Annotated in this window: 17 protein-coding genes; 7 read left to right on the top strand and 10 right to left on the bottom strand. The window is 54.2% G+C overall.

Annotated features, from left to right (window positions below):
• Positions 1-134 precede the first annotated feature (134 nt).
• A complete protein-coding gene (locus tag PYL13_RS21015; RefSeq protein WP_275642210.1) occupies positions 135-1,064 on the bottom strand; it encodes a sulfurtransferase in 930 nt (309 codons plus the stop codon).
• A gap of 406 nt (positions 1,065-1,470) precedes the next feature.
• Between PYL13_RS21015 and zigA the strand changes: the two genes are divergently transcribed.
• Complete coding sequence (zigA, locus tag PYL13_RS21010; RefSeq protein ID WP_275642209.1) at positions 1,471-2,700, top strand: zinc metallochaperone GTPase ZigA; 1,230 nt, start codon at positions 1,471-1,473, stop codon at positions 2,698-2,700.
• A 27-nt stretch (positions 2,701-2,727) separates the two neighbouring features.
• On the opposite strand, the gene PYL13_RS21005 is transcribed toward zigA, so the two are convergent.
• The 5 genes from PYL13_RS21005 to PYL13_RS20985 form a co-directional block, all read right to left on the bottom strand.
• Positions 2,728-3,642, bottom strand: coding sequence for an SMP-30/gluconolactonase/LRE family protein (locus PYL13_RS21005; RefSeq protein ID WP_250984908.1), 915 nt, complete (start codon positions 3,640-3,642; stop codon positions 2,728-2,730).
• 48 nt (positions 3,643-3,690) lie between these two features.
• Positions 3,691-4,638 (bottom strand): ABC transporter permease, encoded by a 948-nt coding sequence (locus PYL13_RS21000; protein ID WP_275642208.1) that lies wholly within the window; start codon positions 4,636-4,638, stop codon positions 3,691-3,693.
• Entirely contained in the window at positions 4,635-5,576 is a 942-nt protein-coding gene (locus PYL13_RS20995) for an ABC transporter permease (protein ID WP_259147069.1), read from the bottom strand. Before PYL13_RS20995 ends, PYL13_RS21000 begins: the two co-directional genes overlap by 4 nt.
• Entirely contained in the window at positions 5,576-7,036 is a 1,461-nt protein-coding gene (locus PYL13_RS20990) for an ATP-binding cassette domain-containing protein (protein WP_275642207.1), read from the bottom strand. Before PYL13_RS20990 ends, PYL13_RS20995 begins: the two co-directional genes overlap by 1 nt.
• 83 nt (positions 7,037-7,119) lie before the next feature.
• Positions 7,120-8,130, bottom strand: a complete 1,011-nt coding sequence (locus PYL13_RS20985) for an ABC transporter substrate-binding protein (RefSeq protein ID WP_275642206.1) — start codon at positions 8,128-8,130, stop codon at positions 7,120-7,122.
• A gap of 298 nt (positions 8,131-8,428) precedes the next feature.
• Between PYL13_RS20985 and PYL13_RS20980 the strand changes: the two genes are divergently transcribed.
• Positions 8,429-9,667, top strand: a complete 1,239-nt coding sequence (locus PYL13_RS20980; protein ID WP_275642205.1) for a sensor histidine kinase — start codon at positions 8,429-8,431, stop codon at positions 9,665-9,667.
• Positions 9,668-10,390, top strand: a complete 723-nt coding sequence (locus PYL13_RS20975) for a response regulator transcription factor (protein ID WP_192489128.1) — start codon at positions 9,668-9,670, stop codon at positions 10,388-10,390. It begins immediately after the preceding gene.
• 187 nt (positions 10,391-10,577) lie between these two features.
• Here PYL13_RS20975 and kduD read toward each other — a convergent pair whose 3' ends face one another.
• The 4 genes from kduD to PYL13_RS20955 all read right to left on the bottom strand — a co-directional run bounded on the left by kduD (position 10,578) and on the right by PYL13_RS20955 (position 13,996).
• Positions 10,578-11,333 carry a 2-dehydro-3-deoxy-D-gluconate 5-dehydrogenase KduD gene (gene kduD / locus PYL13_RS20970; protein ID WP_275642204.1) on the bottom strand — a complete coding sequence of 252 codons (756 nt, stop codon included), beginning with the start codon at positions 11,331-11,333 and terminating at the stop codon, positions 10,578-10,580.
• A gap of 10 nt (positions 11,334-11,343) precedes the next feature.
• Positions 11,344-12,192 carry a 5-dehydro-4-deoxy-D-glucuronate isomerase gene (gene kduI / locus PYL13_RS20965; RefSeq protein ID WP_275642203.1) on the bottom strand — a complete coding sequence of 283 codons (849 nt, stop codon included), beginning with the start codon at positions 12,190-12,192 and terminating at the stop codon, positions 11,344-11,346.
• A 21-nt stretch (positions 12,193-12,213) separates the two neighbouring features.
• Positions 12,214-12,885: a GntR family transcriptional regulator gene (locus PYL13_RS20960; RefSeq protein WP_275642202.1), complete on the bottom strand. Its 672-nt coding sequence runs from the start codon at positions 12,883-12,885 to the stop codon at positions 12,214-12,216.
• A 148-nt stretch (positions 12,886-13,033) separates the two neighbouring features.
• Positions 13,034-13,996, bottom strand: a complete 963-nt coding sequence (locus PYL13_RS20955) for a helix-turn-helix domain-containing protein (protein WP_275642201.1) — start codon at positions 13,994-13,996, stop codon at positions 13,034-13,036.
• Positions 13,997-14,161: 165 nt separating this feature from the next.
• Here PYL13_RS20955 and PYL13_RS20950 point away from each other — a divergent pair, with 165 nt between their 5' ends.
• Genes PYL13_RS20950 through PYL13_RS20935 form a run of 4 tightly spaced genes read left to right on the top strand, consistent with a single transcriptional unit; the run spans position 14,162 to position 17,436 of the window.
• Positions 14,162-14,533 carry a family 4 glycosyl hydrolase gene (locus tag PYL13_RS20950; RefSeq protein WP_275642200.1) on the top strand — a complete coding sequence of 124 codons (372 nt, stop codon included), beginning with the start codon at positions 14,162-14,164 and terminating at the stop codon, positions 14,531-14,533.
• Positions 14,530-15,414: a carbohydrate ABC transporter permease gene (locus PYL13_RS20945; RefSeq protein WP_192489122.1), complete on the top strand. Its 885-nt coding sequence runs from the start codon at positions 14,530-14,532 to the stop codon at positions 15,412-15,414. The genes PYL13_RS20950 and PYL13_RS20945 overlap by 4 nt, the downstream gene beginning before the upstream one ends.
• 2 nt (positions 15,415-15,416) lie before the next feature.
• The gene (locus PYL13_RS20940) at positions 15,417-16,322 is read left to right on the top strand and encodes a carbohydrate ABC transporter permease (RefSeq protein WP_192489121.1); all 906 of its coding nucleotides are present in this window, start codon (positions 15,417-15,419) and stop codon (positions 16,320-16,322) included.
• A gap of 4 nt (positions 16,323-16,326) precedes the next feature.
• Entirely contained in the window at positions 16,327-17,436 is a 1,110-nt protein-coding gene (locus PYL13_RS20935) for an ABC transporter ATP-binding protein (RefSeq protein ID WP_192489120.1), read from the top strand.
• The last annotated feature ends 24 nt before the right edge of the window (positions 17,437-17,460 follow it).

Here is a 17,460-nt window from a genome sequence, read left to right as displayed (position 1 = left end):
TTTCAGAGCCACTTTACTGCATCAGGTCCGCGTGGACCGCTCTGATCAATCGAATTTACACATTGACGAGCGGCGCAGAGATCACGCCGCTCGTCATATTGAAAAGCCCATGAAAAGCTCAAGCCGAAATGTGTTTATTTGCCAGTCCAGACGGTGCCGGATGGATTGCTGATGGGAACGCCAACGGCATTGCCATATTCCGTCCAGGAGCCGTCGTAGTTTTTGACGTCGTAACCGAGGATCTTTTTCAGCGCGAACCATGTGTGGCTGGAACGCTCACCAATGCGGCAATAGGTAATGATGGGCGCACTGCCATCAACACCTTTGTCTGCGTAAATCTTTTTGATTTCATCAACGCTTTTGAAGGTGCCGTCCTGATTGACGATGCTGCCCCAAGGCACGTTGACCGCGCCGGGAATATGACCGGCACGTACGGACAACTCTTTAACACCTTCGGGGGCGAAAATCTTCCCGGAATACTCATCCGCCGAGCGGATATCGATGAGCTTGATGTCGTGCTTTCCTTCGGCCACGGCTACGACGTCTGTAAAGCGCGCACGAATTGCGGTGTCACGCTCCGGCAGTGCCAATGTGGTTGGTGTCTGTTCCTTCGCTGCCGTATCTATAGGCAGGCCCTTGGCTTCCCAGAGTTTGCGACCACCATCGAGCAATTTTACCTGCTGACCAAGACCGTAGGTTTCGAATATCCATGCACCCCAGGCTGCAAACCAATTGTTGTTGTCGCCGTAGAGGATGATCGTTGTGTCCTTGTCGACACCGGATGCTTGCAGAAGCTTTTCAAAGTCCTCTTTCTTGGCGATGTCACGACGTTCCTTGTCGACCAAATCTCTATGCCAATTGATATTCAAAGCACCGGGGATGTGACCACGTTCATAAACGCCGGTATCAACACTTACTTCGAAGACACGCACCTTTGGATTGTCGAGGTTTTTCTGTAGCCAGTCGGCGTCAACCAGTGCGTCTGACGCGGAAGCCTGTCCAGCCAGCAAGAGCGCGGCAAGAGTTGTCGTTGCGATGATGCCCGGCTTCGTAATTGTTGTCATGGTGTCTCCTCAATATGCGTGGTGTGATTGGTCAGTCCTCCAAAGCATCGATGAAACAAGGTGCAGGTTGAAGTTATAAAATTCTATAGTTTGTATCGATTTTGAACATTCATGTGCACAAGTGACGTTTTGCGGAAAAACACGCAATGATAGCAAAATTGGCAAAAAGTCTGATCGGTACGATATATGGCTTACGAATTGCAATTTACTGTTGATTTCCTGATGAACTGTTAGCTGCATAGGGTGATGGCAAAGAACATACCTTGTCCGTTCTGGGCACCGTGACAAACTGCCCTCTTGTCTGGTCATCACGGCCAATTTTCCAATCGATATACGTTTGCAACTTGACAGTTCGTCAGGTTCGAATAATTAAATGTAACGTTATAACATTTTAGAAAGATAGCCGATGCCCACAGCAAATATCATTGATCGCAGACTGCCGGTGACAGTGCTCTCCGGCTTTCTTGGTGCGGGAAAGACGACACTGCTTAATCACATTCTCAACAACCGTGAAGGAAAGCGCGTTGCGGTTATTGTGAATGATATGAGTGAGGTAAACATCGACGCTGAATTGGTTCGTGAAGGCGGTGGCAACCTGTCGCGTTCGGAAGAAAAGCTGGTCGAGATGACGAATGGCTGCATCTGTTGCACATTGCGTGACGATTTGCTTGTTGAAGTCCGTCGATTGTCAGAGGAAAAACGTTTCGACTATCTTCTGATCGAGGGAACCGGGATTGCAGAGCCTTTGCCGGTTGCTGCAACCTTTTCATTCCGCGACGACAATGACGCCAGCCTCTCGGATATTGCGCGGCTGGACACCATGGTTACGGTTGTTGATGCGATCAACCTGCTGAAAGACTACGGATCGAATGATTTTTTACGCGAACGCGGTGAATCAAACGGCGATGCTGATGAACGGACGATTGTGGATTTGCTGGTTGAGCAAATCGAATTTGCCGATGTTATCGTCCTCAACAAAGTTTCCGATATCAGCGAAGAGCAACGCGATGTCGTGCGCAAGATCATCATGGCCCTTAATGCTGATGCACGGATTATTGAAACCGACTTCAGCAAAGTCGCATTGAGCGACGTTCTCGACACCGGCTTGTTCAACGAGGAAAAGGCCGAGACACATCCTTTGTGGTTCAAGGAACTGTATGGCTTTGCCGATCATGTGCCAGAGACTGAAGAGTATGGCATTCAGAGTTTCGTCTACCGTTCACAACAGCCCTTTCACCCGGAGAAATTTCAAGAATTTGTCGACAAGACATGGCCCGGTTTGATCCGTGCCAAAGGACATTTCTGGCTGGCGACCCGCCCGGAATGGGCTGGCGACTTTTCGTTGGCCGGTGCCATTGCCCGCGTGTCGCCCATGGGGCGTTGGTGGGTGTCGGTGCCAAAAAACCGCTGGCCGGACCATCCCGATTTTCTCGATGCAATGGAGAAGCGCTGGCATCCGGTTTGGGGTGATCGCCGACAGGAATTGGTATTTATTGGTTCGGGTATGGATGAACAGGCCATTCGTGCTGCGCTTGACGCCTGCCTCGTCGGAACGGATCTGCAGCATTTTGAAGCCGAGATGTATCGCGACCTGCCCGACCCGTTCCCGATCTGGGGGCGTCCGCAGGCTGCGTGAGCCTGCGGTTACCTGAAATTTCAGGCGTCAAACGGCTCCGGTCACCGCAACATAAACCGAATAAAGCGATTTGGTTGCGGTGATGAACAGGCGGTTCTTGCGGGGACCGCCGAAAGTGACATTGGCAACCGTCTGCGGCACCAAAACCTTGCCGAGCAGTTTTCCTTCTGGCGAGAAGCAGTGCACGCCATCGGCAGCGCTCGTCCAGACATTGCCGAGCGTATCGAGGCGGAACCCGTCTGGCAGACCATTGTCCAGTGCGCAGAATTCCCGGCCATTCGCCAGGGTCTTGCCGTCAACAACGTCAAAGACGCGAATATGGCGTGGGCGAGTGATGTCGTGGCTGGATGATGAATCCGCGACATAAAGCTTTGTTTCATCGGGCGAGAAGGCCAGGCCGTTCGGCTGCCCAAAGTCATCCACCACGATGGTGATTTCACCGGACGCCGGGTCGAGGCGGTAGACATTACGTGTCTGCTGTTCGGGTTCTGCCTTGTAACCCTCGTAGTCGGAGAGGATGCCGTAGGTCGGATCGGTAAACCAGATCGTGTCATCTGAGCGGACGACGACGTCGTTGGGTGAGTTGAGCCGCTTGCCGTTATAGCTATCAGCCAGAACGGTAATCGATCCGTCTATTTCGGTGCGTGTGACACGTCGGCCGCCATGTTCGCAGGATACGAGCCTGCCCTGGCGATCACGGGTGTTACCGTTGGTGAAATTGGATGGCTGGCGAAAAACCGAGACATGTCCATCAGGAACCCAGCGCAGAATGCGCTGGTTGGGAATGTCGCTCCACAACAGGCAATCCATGTCGGCAAACCAGACGGGGCCTTCTGCCCAGCGGCAGCCGGAGTAGAGTTCTTCCAGTCCGGCATTTCCAACAATGTACTGACGGAAACGCTCGTCACGGATGTCATAGGGGAACGAAGGGTCGAATTGCATGGCTTTATCCATATTGTCTTTCGCAGTCAGTCGCGCAGGGTCGCCTGATCAGCGGTTAGGTTTGGGCCCGCCGGCCAGCAGGATGACGGAGATGATGATGAGACCTGTCAGAATGAGGCGTATGCCAGCCCCGAAACCATAGGTGTTGAGCATCGAGACCACGAGGAACATAAACAGCGACGCTCCCCAGATGCCCGGCACGTTGGAATCTCCACCTGCCACGGCAGTGCCACCAATCACCACGACGGCAATCGACATCAGCAGATATTCCGAGCCCATATTGAGGGCCGCGCCACCGGAAAAGCTGGCAAGCAGGTAACCGGCGACAGCGGCCAGAACGGCGCAAAGCACATAGGTGACAAAACGTGCGCCATCGACGGGAATGCCGGTCATGCGCGCTGCAAAGGTGCTTTGACCAATGGCAGAAATCCAGCGGCCATAGAAGCTGCGATCGAGCAACAGCCAGGCAGTGACGGAGAGCAGAAGCGCAACCAGCGCGACATTCGGAATGGCAAGCGTGCTTCCTGTTGCAAAGCTGGCAAGGCTTTCCGGCGGCTTGATGCGAAGGCCCCGGTTTGACCAGATGGCAATCGACTGCACGATAAAGCTCATGGACAGTGTCGCAATGATTGGCGGAATGCGCAGCGCCTTGATGAGCAGGTAGTTGCCAATGCCAACGCCGATGCCGATCAGCACGGCGATCAGCAGACCTGGGAGGATCAGACTGTCGGAAACATCCATGAATTTCAGGGCAAGCGTGCCTGACAGTGTCATAGTCGCGGGCACGCAGAGGTCGATATTGCCGGGACCGAGCGTGATAACAAACATCTGGCCAATACCGACAATCACCGAAAATGCAGCAAATGTCAGAGCCGCGTGCGACAGGCCGAATGAACTAGCACCGCCAGTGAACATGACCGTTGCCAGCCAGACCACGATTGTTGCCGTAAAAGACCAGATCCAGGGTTTGCGTGAGATGGTTTGAAAAGCACTCATTGATTTTTCTCCCGCTTTTCAAGCCGGTTGAGCAGAATACGCAGCGCCAGGACAACGATCAGGATGGCGCCCTGTGCACCGATCTGCCAGTCCGGCGAAATGCGCATGAAGGACAGGAAGGAGCCGGCAAGTGTCAGGGTCAGCGCGCCAATAACCGCACCAACCGGCGACACACGGCCGCCCACAAATTCACCGCCTCCGAGGATTACACCGGCAATCGACAACAGCGTATAACGAAGTGCGATATTGGCATCGGCCGACGTCGTCAGACCGACAAGTGCGATACCGGCCAACACTGCGAAAAAACCGGCAAGCGCGAAGGTTGCAGCGCGAATACCAACCACGGACCAACCTGCCCGTTCCACCGAGCGGAAATTGCCGCCCACACCGCGCATCAGCACGCCGAAGGACGATCGGCTGACGATCAGATGGGCAATGATGGCGATCAGAATACTGGCAACGATCGCCACTGGAATGAGCGGTGGCTTTGACGTCATCAGCCAGCGGATCCAGCCCGGTGCCGTGCCGCCGGGAGACGGAAGGATAAGAACAGCAAGGCCACCCCAGACGAAACTCATACCGAGTGTCACCACGATGGATGGCAGCGAGCGTATGTGAATGATGGCGCCGATTGCCGCGTAAACCGCGATTGCGCCTGCGAAAATCAGAATGCCGACCACAGGTGATGTTTGCAAAAAGGTCGCGGTGACGCAGGCGCAAAAGCTGACAAATGTGCCCATCGACAAATCAAGGTCATTGACCGACATGATCAGCATCTGGGCGATGGTCGCCAGAATGATTGGAACGGCCAGATTGAAAAGAAGGTTCAGGCCTGTGTAGCTCATGGCCCGCGGCTGCATGTAAAAGACTGCGGCCAGCAGCACGGCAAGGGATGCCGCCGGAATGACAAGTCGCATGGTATTGGCAGAAATTTTCATCAGTGGCCTTCCCCTGCAAAGGACGCTGCAAGCACGTTCTGTTCAGTGATGTCGTCACCGACGAGTTCCGCGTGGATGACGCCGTCGCGGAACACGTAGACGCGATCACAAAGCTGGATTTCGTCCATCTCGGTCGAGTACCAGACGAAGGTGCGGCCATGGCGCGCTTCGGTGCGCAGGATTTCATAGACTTCCTGTTTGGTGCCGATATCGACACCGCGCATCGGGTCATCCATCAAAACGGTTTCGGCTGTCGTGGCTAACGCGCGGGCAAAGAGCACTTTTTGCTGGTTGCCGCCGGACAGCGACAGGATCTTGTTGCCCATGTTGGGCGTGCGAATTTCGATGCGCTTTTTCCAGTTGTCGCCAAGTTCGTCCTCACGCTTGTGGTTGACGAGACTGAGACTGGAGAGGTCGCGTAGCGATGCAATGCTAAGGTTTTTCAGAATGCTCCACAGCGGGAACGTGCCATTCAGGCTGCGATCGCCAGCAACAAAGGCAATGTCCTGCTGTCTGGTCGGAAACCAGTTGCTGTTGCGCGACAAATAAAGATCGAGCAGTGCTTCGGTCTGGCCGTGGCCGCCCAATCCTGCGAGACCAATGATTTCGCCTCTATAGGCTTTGAACGTATGGCCCTCGCCCTTGCGGGCAGGCATGGATAGAACAGGTTGTCCGGTTCTTTGAATTGTCGATCGCTCCCAGCCGCTTTCCTTCACCACGCTGCCCATGGTTTCGACAAGGCTGCGGGTGCTGAATTCCGAAGCGGGGCGGTCTGCAACCACCTTGCCGTCCTTCATCACAACGATGCGGGTGGCGGTTGAGAGGATTTCTCCAAGGATATGGGAGATCAGCAGAACAGAGCCGCCGGAGCGCACAAAACGACGGACATAATCCATAAGCTGTTCTGCAAGGCCGGCATCAAGTGACGAGGTCGGTTCATCGAGAATGACTAGCCTTGGCTTGTTTTCGACACCTGCGAAATTGATGGCGATTTCGACCATCTGCCGTTCGGCAATGGAAAGTTCGCTAATGGTTGCCGTGCAGTCAATGCCGCTGCCGGGGAAAATATCGTCGAGTTGCTGCTGAATGAGGCTGGTCGCGCGACCGCGCCATCTGCTGCCCTTCATATCAGCATGCATGATGCGGACATTCTCGCCAATCGTCAGATTGGGACAAAGAGACAATTCCTGAAACACACAGCGTACGCCATTGGCGCGTGCCACGGCGATACCGTGTTCTCCCTGGCCGCCACGATAAGACAAGGTGCCTTCATGGGGCGTGAGATTGCCGTTGATGACGTTGACGATGGTGGACTTGCCGGCACCGTTGTGGCCGACGAGACCAAGACATTCGCCAGAATGAATAATGAGGTCGGCACCATCCAGTGCCTTTACGGCACCAAAGGTCACCTTGACGCCACGTGCGGCGACAACCTCTTCTCTCGACAGGATTTCGTTCATCAGCACGACACAGATTTATTGGGATAGGCGGTACACGGCGCCCTAAAGCGGCGCCGTGCGGTGATATCGCGGTATCGGAAAAGTTATTGGGCGATAACTTTCTGGGCGTCTTCCTGCGAATATTCGATGTTGGAAACGCCGCCCTTTTCGGTCTTTGCCAGACCGTCTTCAAGGTTTGCCTGATCGATACGCAGAACAGGAACAACCAGATCCTTCTTCACGTCCTTGCCGTCGAGGATTTGCTGTGCAACCCAGAAAGCAAGTGTTGAAACGCCTGGTGCGATCGAAACTGACATCGTTTCATAACCGCTGGCATCCTTCTGCTGTTTCCACCACACCAGCTCGTCTTCACGGTTACCCATGACGATGGTTGGGGTTGGGCGTTTTGCAGCTGCAAATGCCTGTGCAGCACCGTAACCATCACCACCCTGTGTCACCACAGCGGTGATTTCCGGCAGGCTTGGCAGAATGCCGGCAACGGCACGCTGTGCAACGTCCTGCGCCCAGTCACCGTTTACAGAACTGGCAATTTTGAAGTTTGGATGCTTGGCAATGCCGGCCTGGATACCTGCGTGGATTTCATCATCCACGAATACGCCGGCCAGGCCGCGAATTTCGAGCAGGTTACCGCCGTTAGGGTACTTTTTTGCCAGGAAGTCGACCTGGCTTTCGCCCATCGACTTGAAGTCAACGGCGATGCGCCATGCGCAAGGCTCCGTCACCACACCGTCAAAGGAAACGACGGTAATGCCGGCATCACAGGCTTCTTTTACGGCGCCGTTGAGCGCAGTTGGCGAAGCCGCGTTGATGACGATTGCGTCATAACCCTGAAGAATGAGGTTCTGGATTTGCGCTGCCTGTTCGGTCGCCTGATTTTCAGCCGTTGTGAAAGCGTCTGCAGCAGCAACCGTTCCCTTGGATACAGCCTCTTTGGTGATCTTGTCCCAGCTGGTCAACATGGCCTGACGCCAGGAGTTGCCGGCGTAGTTGTTGGACAGTGCGATTTTCTTTGCGGATGTGTCCGCCTGTGCCACCATCGGCAAGGCAGCGCATGCAAGCGTGACTGAAGCCATAAGCATTTTTTTGATAGCCATTGATTTCCTCCCTGATGGCTCACAAAACTATAACCGGGGCATAGAGATCCCTCCGCAAAAGACGCGGATTTTCAACGGATTTTTATGGCCCTGAGGCTCCTCCCCCAGTAAACGCCAGCATGACCAACAAAGGCGCAGTTGTATAGGCTGATCTTGGCAAACCATTTGCGGGAACCCGCACATAATGTGCGCAAAAATGCAGTACGAGGCTCGTTACAAGGCGCACAATGACAGGTAGAAGCATGGTTCTTCGCATGTGTTGAAAACTGTGCCGCAGGTGCTTGGGAGGGCGCCGAGAATGCTTAATTCCCTACGTAGTTCGTTATTCGAGCATTATCTCGGTATTTCCCGTTTGCTGGCGGGGCAGTTGGAGTTTAACTCCATCATTCAGGCTGTTGCGACGGAAATATCCCATATCATTCCGCATGATCATCTCGACGTCTGTATCAAGCTGGTCGATGACAAATATCACATTGCCTATGAAAGCGGCCTGGAAAGCGACTGGAGCAAACATCCGCCTGCGCTGTTGACCGGTAGTCCGATCCGTTCGTTGCTGGCTGGCGAGGTCGAGTTTCTGTTGAGTGGCAATGCCTGCGTTGATCCGCGCTTTCATTTCGAGGGAGCGTTTTCCAGCCCGATCATTACGCTGTCATTGCACAGCCGCTTGCATGTTCCCTTGAAGGTGCATGGCGACATCATCGGTGCGCTGAGTTGTTCGTCTCACACGACAGACGCTTACACGATGGATGATGTGTTTAATGCACGTGCGGTGGCAGACCTGTTGGCGCCCTATTTCTTTGCAATTCGCGCTGCCGAGCAGGCAAAACGGTCTGCCATTGAAGAGGCAGAAGCGACTGCGCGTGAGGAAGGACTGCGCTCCGGCGCCTTGAAACTCACCCAGGCATTGGAAGCGGAAAGGCAGCGTATCGGCATGGATCTGCATGACCAGACGCTGGCGGATTTGACACGGCTGACTAGGCGTGTTGAGCGCATGACCCATCTGCCTGAAGTAAGCGGTGAAATGCTGGAGCCACTGGCGCGCAGTTTGCAATTTTGCATGCATGATCTGCGTCAGATCATCGAAGAGGCAAAACCTTCGATCCTGCAACTCTTTGGAATGGTGCAGGCGATTGAAACATATTTGGATCGCTCCGTCCGCGACAGCGGTGCGTCAATCCATTGGGAAATTGTGGATGACAGCAAGGGCATGGTGGATGAACTGGAGCAAGGTGTCGCTACTTCGCTGTTCCGGATCGTGCAGGAAGCCATCAATAATGCCATACGACATGGGCAGCCAGATCGTATTTTAGTGACGCTTCGCCGTCGCGATGACTGGCTGACGGTTGAGATAAACGATGACGGAGCCGGTCTTGATGCATCCGGCAACTCAACTGGCCATGGCATTGGCAATATGAAAACCCGAGCGAGGCTGATATCGGCCCGTTTCGGGATTGGAAAAAATCGTCATGGGCCGGGGACTTGCGTCGGTGTCAGCGTAAAGCCCGGTTTGGCGGGAAAAACGGCGGAGGAGAGTTAAATGGACGTGCTGATCGTTGAAGATGATGTTCTGCACCGTGCTTACTTGAATGAAGTCGTGCGCAATGCCCTGCCGGAATGCGCAAGGGTGCTGGAGGCGGAGAACGGTAAGGTGGGCGAAAAACTGGCGCGGGAAAACCGCACAGCCCATATTGTCATGGATTTGCAGATGAATGAACGCAATGGCATCGAGGCTGCCCGCACCATCTGGAAGGAACGCCCCGATACACGCATCCTGTTCTGGTCGAACTATGCCGATGAGGCCTATGTTCGTGGCGTGTCCCGTATCGTTCCTGAAGGTGCGGCTTACGGATATGTTCTCAAATCCGCATCTGACGAACGTTTGCGGCTGGCATTGCGCGGTATCTTCATCGAAGCACAATGTGTCATCGACCGTGAGGTGCGTGGCCTGCAGGAAAAGAGCCTTGGCAAAGTCAATGGCGTCAGTGATTCTGAATATGAAATACTGATCGATATCGCGCTGGGTCTGACCGACAAGACGATAGCGCGGCGGCGTAATCTCTCGCTGCGCAGTGTGCAGAACCGTCTTCAGGCGCTGTATGAGAAGTTGAACGTCTATCAAGCAACCGGTGAGGATGAGCCGGATGGTCGCTATAATCTCCGCACTCGCGCTGTGACGATCGCAATCCTGCGCAAGTTGTTGAACTATAACGCGCTTGAAAAAGCCGAAAAAGATCTGGCGGAATGGGTCAGCCACCATTGACGGCGTAAAGAGCCGTGATCTTCTGTGAAATCATGATGATGAGGGGCATAAAGCCCCCACTCCAACTCCAGCCATATTGCCCAACATGGCTGGATATGCCCCTCATCACCTTCCCGCCCCCCTTAAGTGGCAGGAATTCCGTACATACATACATTCAATCTTGGCGATTGAAAGTACTTTTTACAACTTAACGTGCCATCCAGCCGCCATCGACGGCGAGGATCTGGCCCGTGACGTAGCTGCTTGCTGGTGCTGCAAAAAACAAAAGTGCAGTATCGAGATCAGAAGGAGTGCCCCAGCGTCCAGCCGGAATACGCTCCATGATGCTGCGGTTTCTGTCAGGGTCGTTACGCAGTGCTTCAGTGTTGTCCGTTTCCATATAACCCGGTGCAATGGCGTTGACGGTGATGCCTTTAACAGCCAGCTCGTTGGCCATCAGACGTGTAAGGCCAGCGACCGCATGTTTGCTTGCGGTATAGGATGCCACACGAATGCCGCCCTGAAACGACAGCAGCGAAGCAATATTGACGATACGGCCAGCTATTTTCTGATCCGTCATATGGCGTACGACAGCCTGCGAGAGCATGAAGATGCTTTTGAGGTTGATGTTCATCACATCATCCCAATCCTGTTCGGAAAACTCCGTAAAGTCGGCGCGGCGGATCTGGCCGGCATTGTTGACCAGAATGTCGATGTTGCGTCCGCCCGTGGTGAGAGACGTGACCACATCCGCCAGTCCCGAGGGGTTGGTGAGGTCGTAAACGACCTCCTCAAACTTGCGTCCGAGTGCCTCAACCTTTTCACGGGTTTCCGGCATTTCCTGTGAGCCAAGCGCAATGATGTCAGCGCCAGCTGAAGCCAGGGCAAGAGCCAAGCCCTGGCCCAATCCCTTGCGTGCGCCCGTCACAAGCGCACGCTTTCCAGTGAAATCAAAAAGGGTCATTCGACGCTCCTTACTTCAGGTCGCCCATGGGCACGAAGTCCATGTCCTTGAAGGACTGATTATCGCCAGCCATGCTCCAGATGAAGGCGTAAGAGCCGGTGCCTGCGCCACAATGGATGGACCAGGAAGGAGAAACCACAGCCTGTTCGCTGCGAACGATCAGGTGGTTGGTCGCCTGTGGGCGCCCCATCAGATGTACAACAAACGATTCTTTTGGAATTTCGAAATAGAGATAGGCTTCCATGCGGCGGTCGTGCAGGTGGGCTGGCATAGTGTTCCAGACGCTACCACCTTCAAGACGTGTCAGACCCATCAGCAATTGGCAGGTTGGGAGGACATCCGGGTGCAAGTACTGGTAAAGTTTGCGCTTATTGGATGTCGCGCTATCGCCGAGATTGTTCTCGATGGCTTCCGTTACGCTGACGGTCCGCGATGGATACGTTGCATGGGCTGGTGCACTGTTGATGTAGAACTTTGCGGGTGCTGCTTCGTCAACGCTTTCGAAGCTGATTTCCTTGGTGCCCATGCCCAGATAAAGTGCATCCTGGAAACCGATCTCATAGGTCTTTCCGTCGGCAATCACGCGGCCTGCGCCACCGATGTTGATGAGGCCAAGCTCACGGCGTTCGAGCAGGAACGAGGTGCCGACTGTCTTGGCAATCTCTTCGCCAAAGCTCAAGGAGGAGGCAAGCGGAATGATACCTGCCAACAGAAGGCGGTCGTAATGGGTGTAGACGGCATTGACTTCACCGGCGACAAACAGGCTTTCCATCAGGAAGTTTTCGCGTAGTTCGCCGCTCGTCATGCGTTCCGACTGGGTGTAGTGAACGGCGTGGAGTGTTTCGATTTTCGTTGTCATGGGTTTTAAACCTCCCTTGGTTTACTCAAAAAGATCAGGATGTTTTGCTTCCAGCCTTGGCAGGTCACGAAGCAGTTCGGAAAGGTGGGCTGTCATCGCTTTTTCTGCAGCCTCTTCGTCTCGCGCATCAATTGCGGTGAGAATGGCGCGATGTTCGCCGATGAGCCGCGTGAAGGAGGACGCATCGTGGATCGACAGGCTGCAGGCCCGGTCGATATGCGCCTTCAAATCCTCGACAACCGGCCAGGCCATTGGAATACCAGCTCCCTCGGCTAGAATTTTGTGAAACAGATCGTCGTATCGTCGAAATTCGACATGGTCGCCAATCTCGGCCGCCCTTTCCTGCTCCCGCAGACAGTCTTCCATTCGTGAACGAGCATGGAAGTGAAAGGTACGGCTGGCGGTCTTTGCGACGGCTTTCTCGATCGTTTCGCGAATGAAGGCGGCTTGCATCAGCTTGGCGACCGAGATTTTCGCGATAACAGCGCCACGCTGCGGCAAAACCTCGACCAAGCGGCTTTTGGTAAGTGCAATCAGCGCTTCGCGCCCCGGTTGGCGTGAGGAGCCGTACCGCTCGCCGATTTCCTGTTCCGAAATACGGGAGCCCGGCGGCAGGGCAAGCGAAAGAATATCGCCACGCAATTGCCGCTCCACCTTGTGGGCCATGCTTTCTGACGCTGTTTTTCCGCTCATGGCGCTCGCCTTCGATGAGGTCATCAATAATTGACGACACTTCCATACAATGAACGACAATACCATGCAACTGCGCTTAACTGCATTTCGCACAGTCCGCTGCTTTCGGCGTGCGAGCCATGCCTAGGGCAACTTTTGCTTGGGGATTTCAGTCGTGACTAAGTTTGTCAGCCATTTGCAAATCCTGCAGCGATGGCTGTGTTCTGTTTATTTTGGGGTAATTGACTTGCCCATCTTCTTCGCCGCGCGGGAACTGTCCGTCCCTGTTGCGCCGTTCTGCGGCTTTGTAGCCGGCTGGACTGACACCGATATATTGCCGGAACATGCGTGAGAAATAATAGCTGTCGCTATAGCCAACCAATTCAGCGGTTTTTTTGACCGAACTGCCACCTGCCAGAAGCCCCATGGCGCGTTCCATGCGCTTGAATTCCTGATATTTTGCCGGCGTTAGCCCTACTTGTTTCCTGAACATTCGACGGAAATAGTCGGGATTGTATGGCGTTGCTGTCAGCGATTTTTCCACGATCTCATCGTCGAGTGGCTCAGCGGCGATCTGGCTGGCAGCCACCATGATCGCCAGTGACAATGCATCCGGATTGTCGACGGGAGCCTGTTTCTGCTGTCGCCAACCGATAAATGCTGTTTCGAGAAAGTCGATCAGAAAAACCATGAATTGGTGATGCTGAACAAGTGTGGTCGATGACAGGGGCACGGTTTCGCGAAAGTGCCGTACCAGCGGTTCCAGCATGTGCCAGCGTGGCATCATCACCCAGCGGCGCTTTTCCATCTGTGAAATCATATCGATGCGGCCAAACACATCCAGCGTGAAATGTTGCGCGACGCCGGTGTATAACTCCCGCGACAAAGCTTGACCGACGAAACGGGTATTGGCCTCAATCAGCATGGCGCAGCCGGGCTCCATCACCACTCTTTCGCCCTCGATTTCATACTCCGCACGACCGGTCAGGCAGATGACAAGGTCATGAACACTATTGGTTTTATCGATCCGCCAGCTTGATGAGTGCTCCATCTTGATGGCGGAGCGCGTCAGGGAAAGGCTGAGCGCCTGAACAGGAATGCTGCCGAGAATACCTTGTTCGCTTTTGTCCATCTTTTTGTCCCGAAGAATCTATTCTTTTTCACAAAACATCGGCTGATATTACCCGGCAAGTGTCAGATTGACCAGATTGACGGCCTTTTCAATGGGAGGAGCGAGGCTGTTCTGGGAAATTACCCTGTATGGGGTGATTCTCCTTGTTCAGCCATCGAAGTGAGGATGCACAATTCGGAATATACAAACCCTGTCCGTATCGTCCATGTAGGCGGCGGATCTCTCAACTGGGCGACGAAACTGATGGGCGACCTCGCCCATGACGGTACTATCCCGGCAACAATCAAACTCTGTGACATCGATCATGCGGCAGCTGAGCGAAACGCGGCAATCGGCACGCGATATTCTGCGGCGTCGGACGGCGAGAAGGTCGTATATCACGCAGAGCGTGCCGAGGACATTCGTGCGGCAGATGCTCTTTCCCATCCGCTTGTCCAGCCTATAGGGCCAGACAAGACCACGACAATGTTCCGGGAAAGGGTGGCCGCTACACGTCACTACCTGCCGGAAGAACTGACCTCCGGAGTTGCTGCATGAGTGGAGACAACCGTTTTCTCGGGCTGTTCTATCTGACGCCCTACATCATCGGGTTGCTGGTCTTCACGACCCTGCCCTTCGTTGCATCGCTCTATTTGAGCTTTACGAACTACAACCTGCTGGACTCGCCCACGTTCACCGGACTTGCCAATTACATCAAGCTGTTCACCAGTGACCGTACGTTCCGCAAGTCGCTATGGGTGACACTCATTTATGTGTTCACGACGGTGCCGCTGAAGCTGGCTTTTGCGCTCTTCATTGCGGTGATCCTGAACTACAAGCTGAAGTTCATCAATTTCTTCCGCACGGCCTATTATGTGCCGTCGATCCTCGGCGGCTCCATCGCTATCGCAGTTCTGTGGCGCTACATCTTTGCCGATACCGGTCTGGTCAATATGGGCCTTGCGGTATTTGGCATGGAGCCGATCAATTGGTTTGGTGACCCCACAAATGCGTTGTTCACCATCACCATGCTGCGCATTTGGCAGTTTGGTTCAGCCATGGTGATCTTCCTTGCGGCCCTGCAGAGCGTTGATAACTCGCTCTACGAGGCAGCATCGATTGATGGTGCTGGCAAGTGGAAAACCTTTGTCCACATTACCCTTCCGCTGATCACGCCAGTAATTTTCTTCAATCTAATCATGCAGATGGTTCAGGCATTCCAGGAGTTTAACGGCCCCTACATCATCACGCAGGGCGGCCCGTTGAAGTCGACTTATCTTCTGCCGCTGTACATCTATGACGAGGCCTTCAAGCGGTTCGATATGGGGTATGCCTCGGCAATCGCATGGGTGCTGTTCGTCATCATCATGGTTCTTACGGTTGTTGCCTTCTGGTCCTCGCGCCACTGGGTCTACTACGCCGGCGACAAGAGGAGCTGATTATGGTCGATCAGACTGTTTCAAATATTCAGGGTGTCACGGAAGCAGAGCGCATTCGCGACAAGGAAGTCCGTCGCCAGCGCATCGGTGCAGTCCTTCGTTATGCCATGTTGGGAGGGGTTGGTTTGCTGATGCTTTACCCGCTGATCTGGCTGGTTGGTGCATCCTTCAAGACCAATGCCGAGATTTTCAATAATCCAGGCTTTTGGCCAGAAAACCCAACGCTTGACGGCTATATCAATGGCTGGAAGACATCGACGCCGTACACATTTGGCACGTTCTTCCTGAATACGCTGTGGATCGTATTGCCAAAGATGATTGGTACAGCGATCTCCTGCACGGCAGTGGCTTACGGCTTTGCGCGGTTTGATTTTCCGTTCAAGAAAATCCTCTTCGCAACGCTGATTGCGACACTGCTTCTGCCGAATGTCGTCACGCGCATTCCGCAGTACCTGCTGTTTCGTGATCTCGGCTGGCTCGACACTTACCTGCCGCTTTGGGTGCCATCCGCTTTTGCTGGCGACGCATTCTTTGTGTTCATGCTGGTGCAATTCCTGCGCGCCATCCCGCGCGACATGGAAGAAGCTGCCCGTGTGGACGGTGCGTCCACCATGCAGACATTGCTGTTCATCGTCGTGCCGCTGCTGATGCCGGCCTTGATATCGGTGTGCCTGTTCCAGTTCATGTGGACAATGAACGACTTCCTCGGTCCGCTCATCTATCTGTCGTCGGTCGAGAAATACCCCGTCTCGCTAGCCCTCAAACTGTCGATCGATACGACAGAGGCATTTGACTGGAACCGTATTTTGGCCATGTCGGTCCTGGCCATCACCCCTGCACTCGTCGTGTTCTTCGTCGCGCAGAAATACTTCATCGACGGCATCTCTGCTGGCGGCATCAAAGGATAACAAAATGGCTCGTCTTCAACTCAGAAATCTCGAAAAAGACTACGCTTCTTTCCGCGCCGTGCATGGCATCAACCTCGACATCGAGGACGGTGAATTTATGGTGCTGGTGGGACCTTCCGGCTGTGCCAAGTCGACGACCTTACGGATGATTGCCGGTCTGGAACGCATTACCGGCGGGGAAATTCGGATCGGTGGTGAACTTGTCAACGACAAGCCACCGGGCGAGCGTGGCATTTCGATGGTGTTTCAGAACTACGCGCTTTATCCGCATATGAAGGTGCGCAAGAACCTGTCGTTCAGTATGCGTTTGAAGCGTCGCCCGAAGGACGAAATCGAAGACGCAACGCAGGATGTTTCCAAAACGCTGGAAATCGAAGCTTTGCTGGATCGCCTGCCCAAACAGCTTTCCGGCGGTCAGGCGCAGCGCGTGGCGGTGGGCCGCGCATTGATCAAAAAACCGCAGGTCTTCCTGTTCGATGAGCCTTTGTCCAATCTGGACGCGAAGCTGCGTGCCTCGATGCGGGTTCGTATTACCGATCTGCACAAGCGTCTGAAGGCTGAGGGGCAGCAGGCAACCGTTGTTTACGTGACCCATGATCAGACCGAAGCCATGACGATGGGTGACCGGATCTGCGTCATGAAGGAAGGCCACATCATGCAGGTGGCTGATCCGGTGACGCTGTACAACAAACCGGCCAACTCATTCGTGGCAGGTTTCATCGGTAGCCCGGAGATGAACCTGATCGATGCGACGCTTGATAGTGATAGGTCGATCAATATTGCCGGTCAAAAACTGCAACTTGGTCCGCAGTTGATGGATCGCCTGGCAGCAAATGCGCCAAAGGACATCATTCTGGGCATACGTCCGCAGCATTTCAGCCTTGCTGCACCAGATACCGCCAACGCGTTGTCCGGCAAGATCAGCCATGTCGAATTCATGGGTCATGAAGTCTATTTGCATGTGCAGGCCGGTAAAAATCGTCTGATCGCGGTTGTTCCGTCGCATGCCTATGACCGCAAAAGCCTTCGCGATGATCAGGTTTGGCTGAGCGCCGATGCTGCATCGGCCCACATTTTCAACCGCCAGTCCGGTGACAACATTAGTCTGGACTGACCCATCCATCATTCAACAGTCATT

The sequence above is a fragment of the Agrobacterium sp. Azo12 genome (assembly GCF_029193765.2).
Lineage (GTDB): Bacteria > Pseudomonadota > Alphaproteobacteria > Rhizobiales > Rhizobiaceae > Agrobacterium.
This window is presented reverse-complemented; position numbering and strand designations above follow the sequence as displayed.

Excerpts from the sequence above, each read along its gene's own strand:
- PYL13_RS20995 (WP_259147069.1), bottom strand. The coding sequence starts at position 5,576 with ATGAAAATTTCTGCCAATACCATGCGACTTGTCATTCCGGCGGCATCC.
- PYL13_RS20935 (WP_192489120.1), top strand. The coding sequence starts at position 16,327 with ATGGCTCGTCTTCAACTCAGAAATCTCGAAAAAGACTACGCTTCTTTC.
- PYL13_RS20950 (WP_275642200.1), top strand. The coding sequence starts at position 14,162 with ATGCACAATTCGGAATATACAAACCCTGTCCGTATCGTCCATGTAGGC.
- PYL13_RS20955 (WP_275642201.1), bottom strand. The coding sequence starts at position 13,996 with ATGGACAAAAGCGAACAAGGTATTCTCGGCAGCATTCCTGTTCAGGCG.
- PYL13_RS21005 (WP_250984908.1), bottom strand. The coding sequence starts at position 3,642 with ATGCAATTCGACCCTTCGTTCCCCTATGACATCCGTGACGAGCGTTTC.
- kduI (WP_275642203.1), bottom strand. The coding sequence starts at position 12,192 with ATGACAACGAAAATCGAAACACTCCACGCCGTTCACTACACCCAGTCG.
- kduD (WP_275642204.1), bottom strand. The coding sequence starts at position 11,333 with ATGACCCTTTTTGATTTCACTGGAAAGCGTGCGCTTGTGACGGGCGCA.
- PYL13_RS20940 (WP_192489121.1), top strand. The coding sequence starts at position 15,417 with ATGGTCGATCAGACTGTTTCAAATATTCAGGGTGTCACGGAAGCAGAG.
- PYL13_RS21015 (WP_275642210.1), bottom strand. The coding sequence starts at position 1,064 with ATGACAACAATTACGAAGCCGGGCATCATCGCAACGACAACTCTTGCC.
- PYL13_RS20960 (WP_275642202.1), bottom strand. The coding sequence starts at position 12,885 with ATGAGCGGAAAAACAGCGTCAGAAAGCATGGCCCACAAGGTGGAGCGG.
- PYL13_RS20985 (WP_275642206.1), bottom strand. The coding sequence starts at position 8,130 with ATGGCTATCAAAAAAATGCTTATGGCTTCAGTCACGCTTGCATGCGCT.
- PYL13_RS20975 (WP_192489128.1), top strand. The coding sequence starts at position 9,668 with ATGGACGTGCTGATCGTTGAAGATGATGTTCTGCACCGTGCTTACTTG.
- PYL13_RS20945 (WP_192489122.1), top strand. The coding sequence starts at position 14,530 with ATGAGTGGAGACAACCGTTTTCTCGGGCTGTTCTATCTGACGCCCTAC.
- PYL13_RS20980 (WP_275642205.1), top strand. The coding sequence starts at position 8,429 with ATGCTTAATTCCCTACGTAGTTCGTTATTCGAGCATTATCTCGGTATT.
- zigA (WP_275642209.1), top strand. The coding sequence starts at position 1,471 with ATGCCCACAGCAAATATCATTGATCGCAGACTGCCGGTGACAGTGCTC.
- PYL13_RS21000 (WP_275642208.1), bottom strand. The coding sequence starts at position 4,638 with ATGAGTGCTTTTCAAACCATCTCACGCAAACCCTGGATCTGGTCTTTT.
- PYL13_RS20990 (WP_275642207.1), bottom strand. The coding sequence starts at position 7,036 with ATGAACGAAATCCTGTCGAGAGAAGAGGTTGTCGCCGCACGTGGCGTC.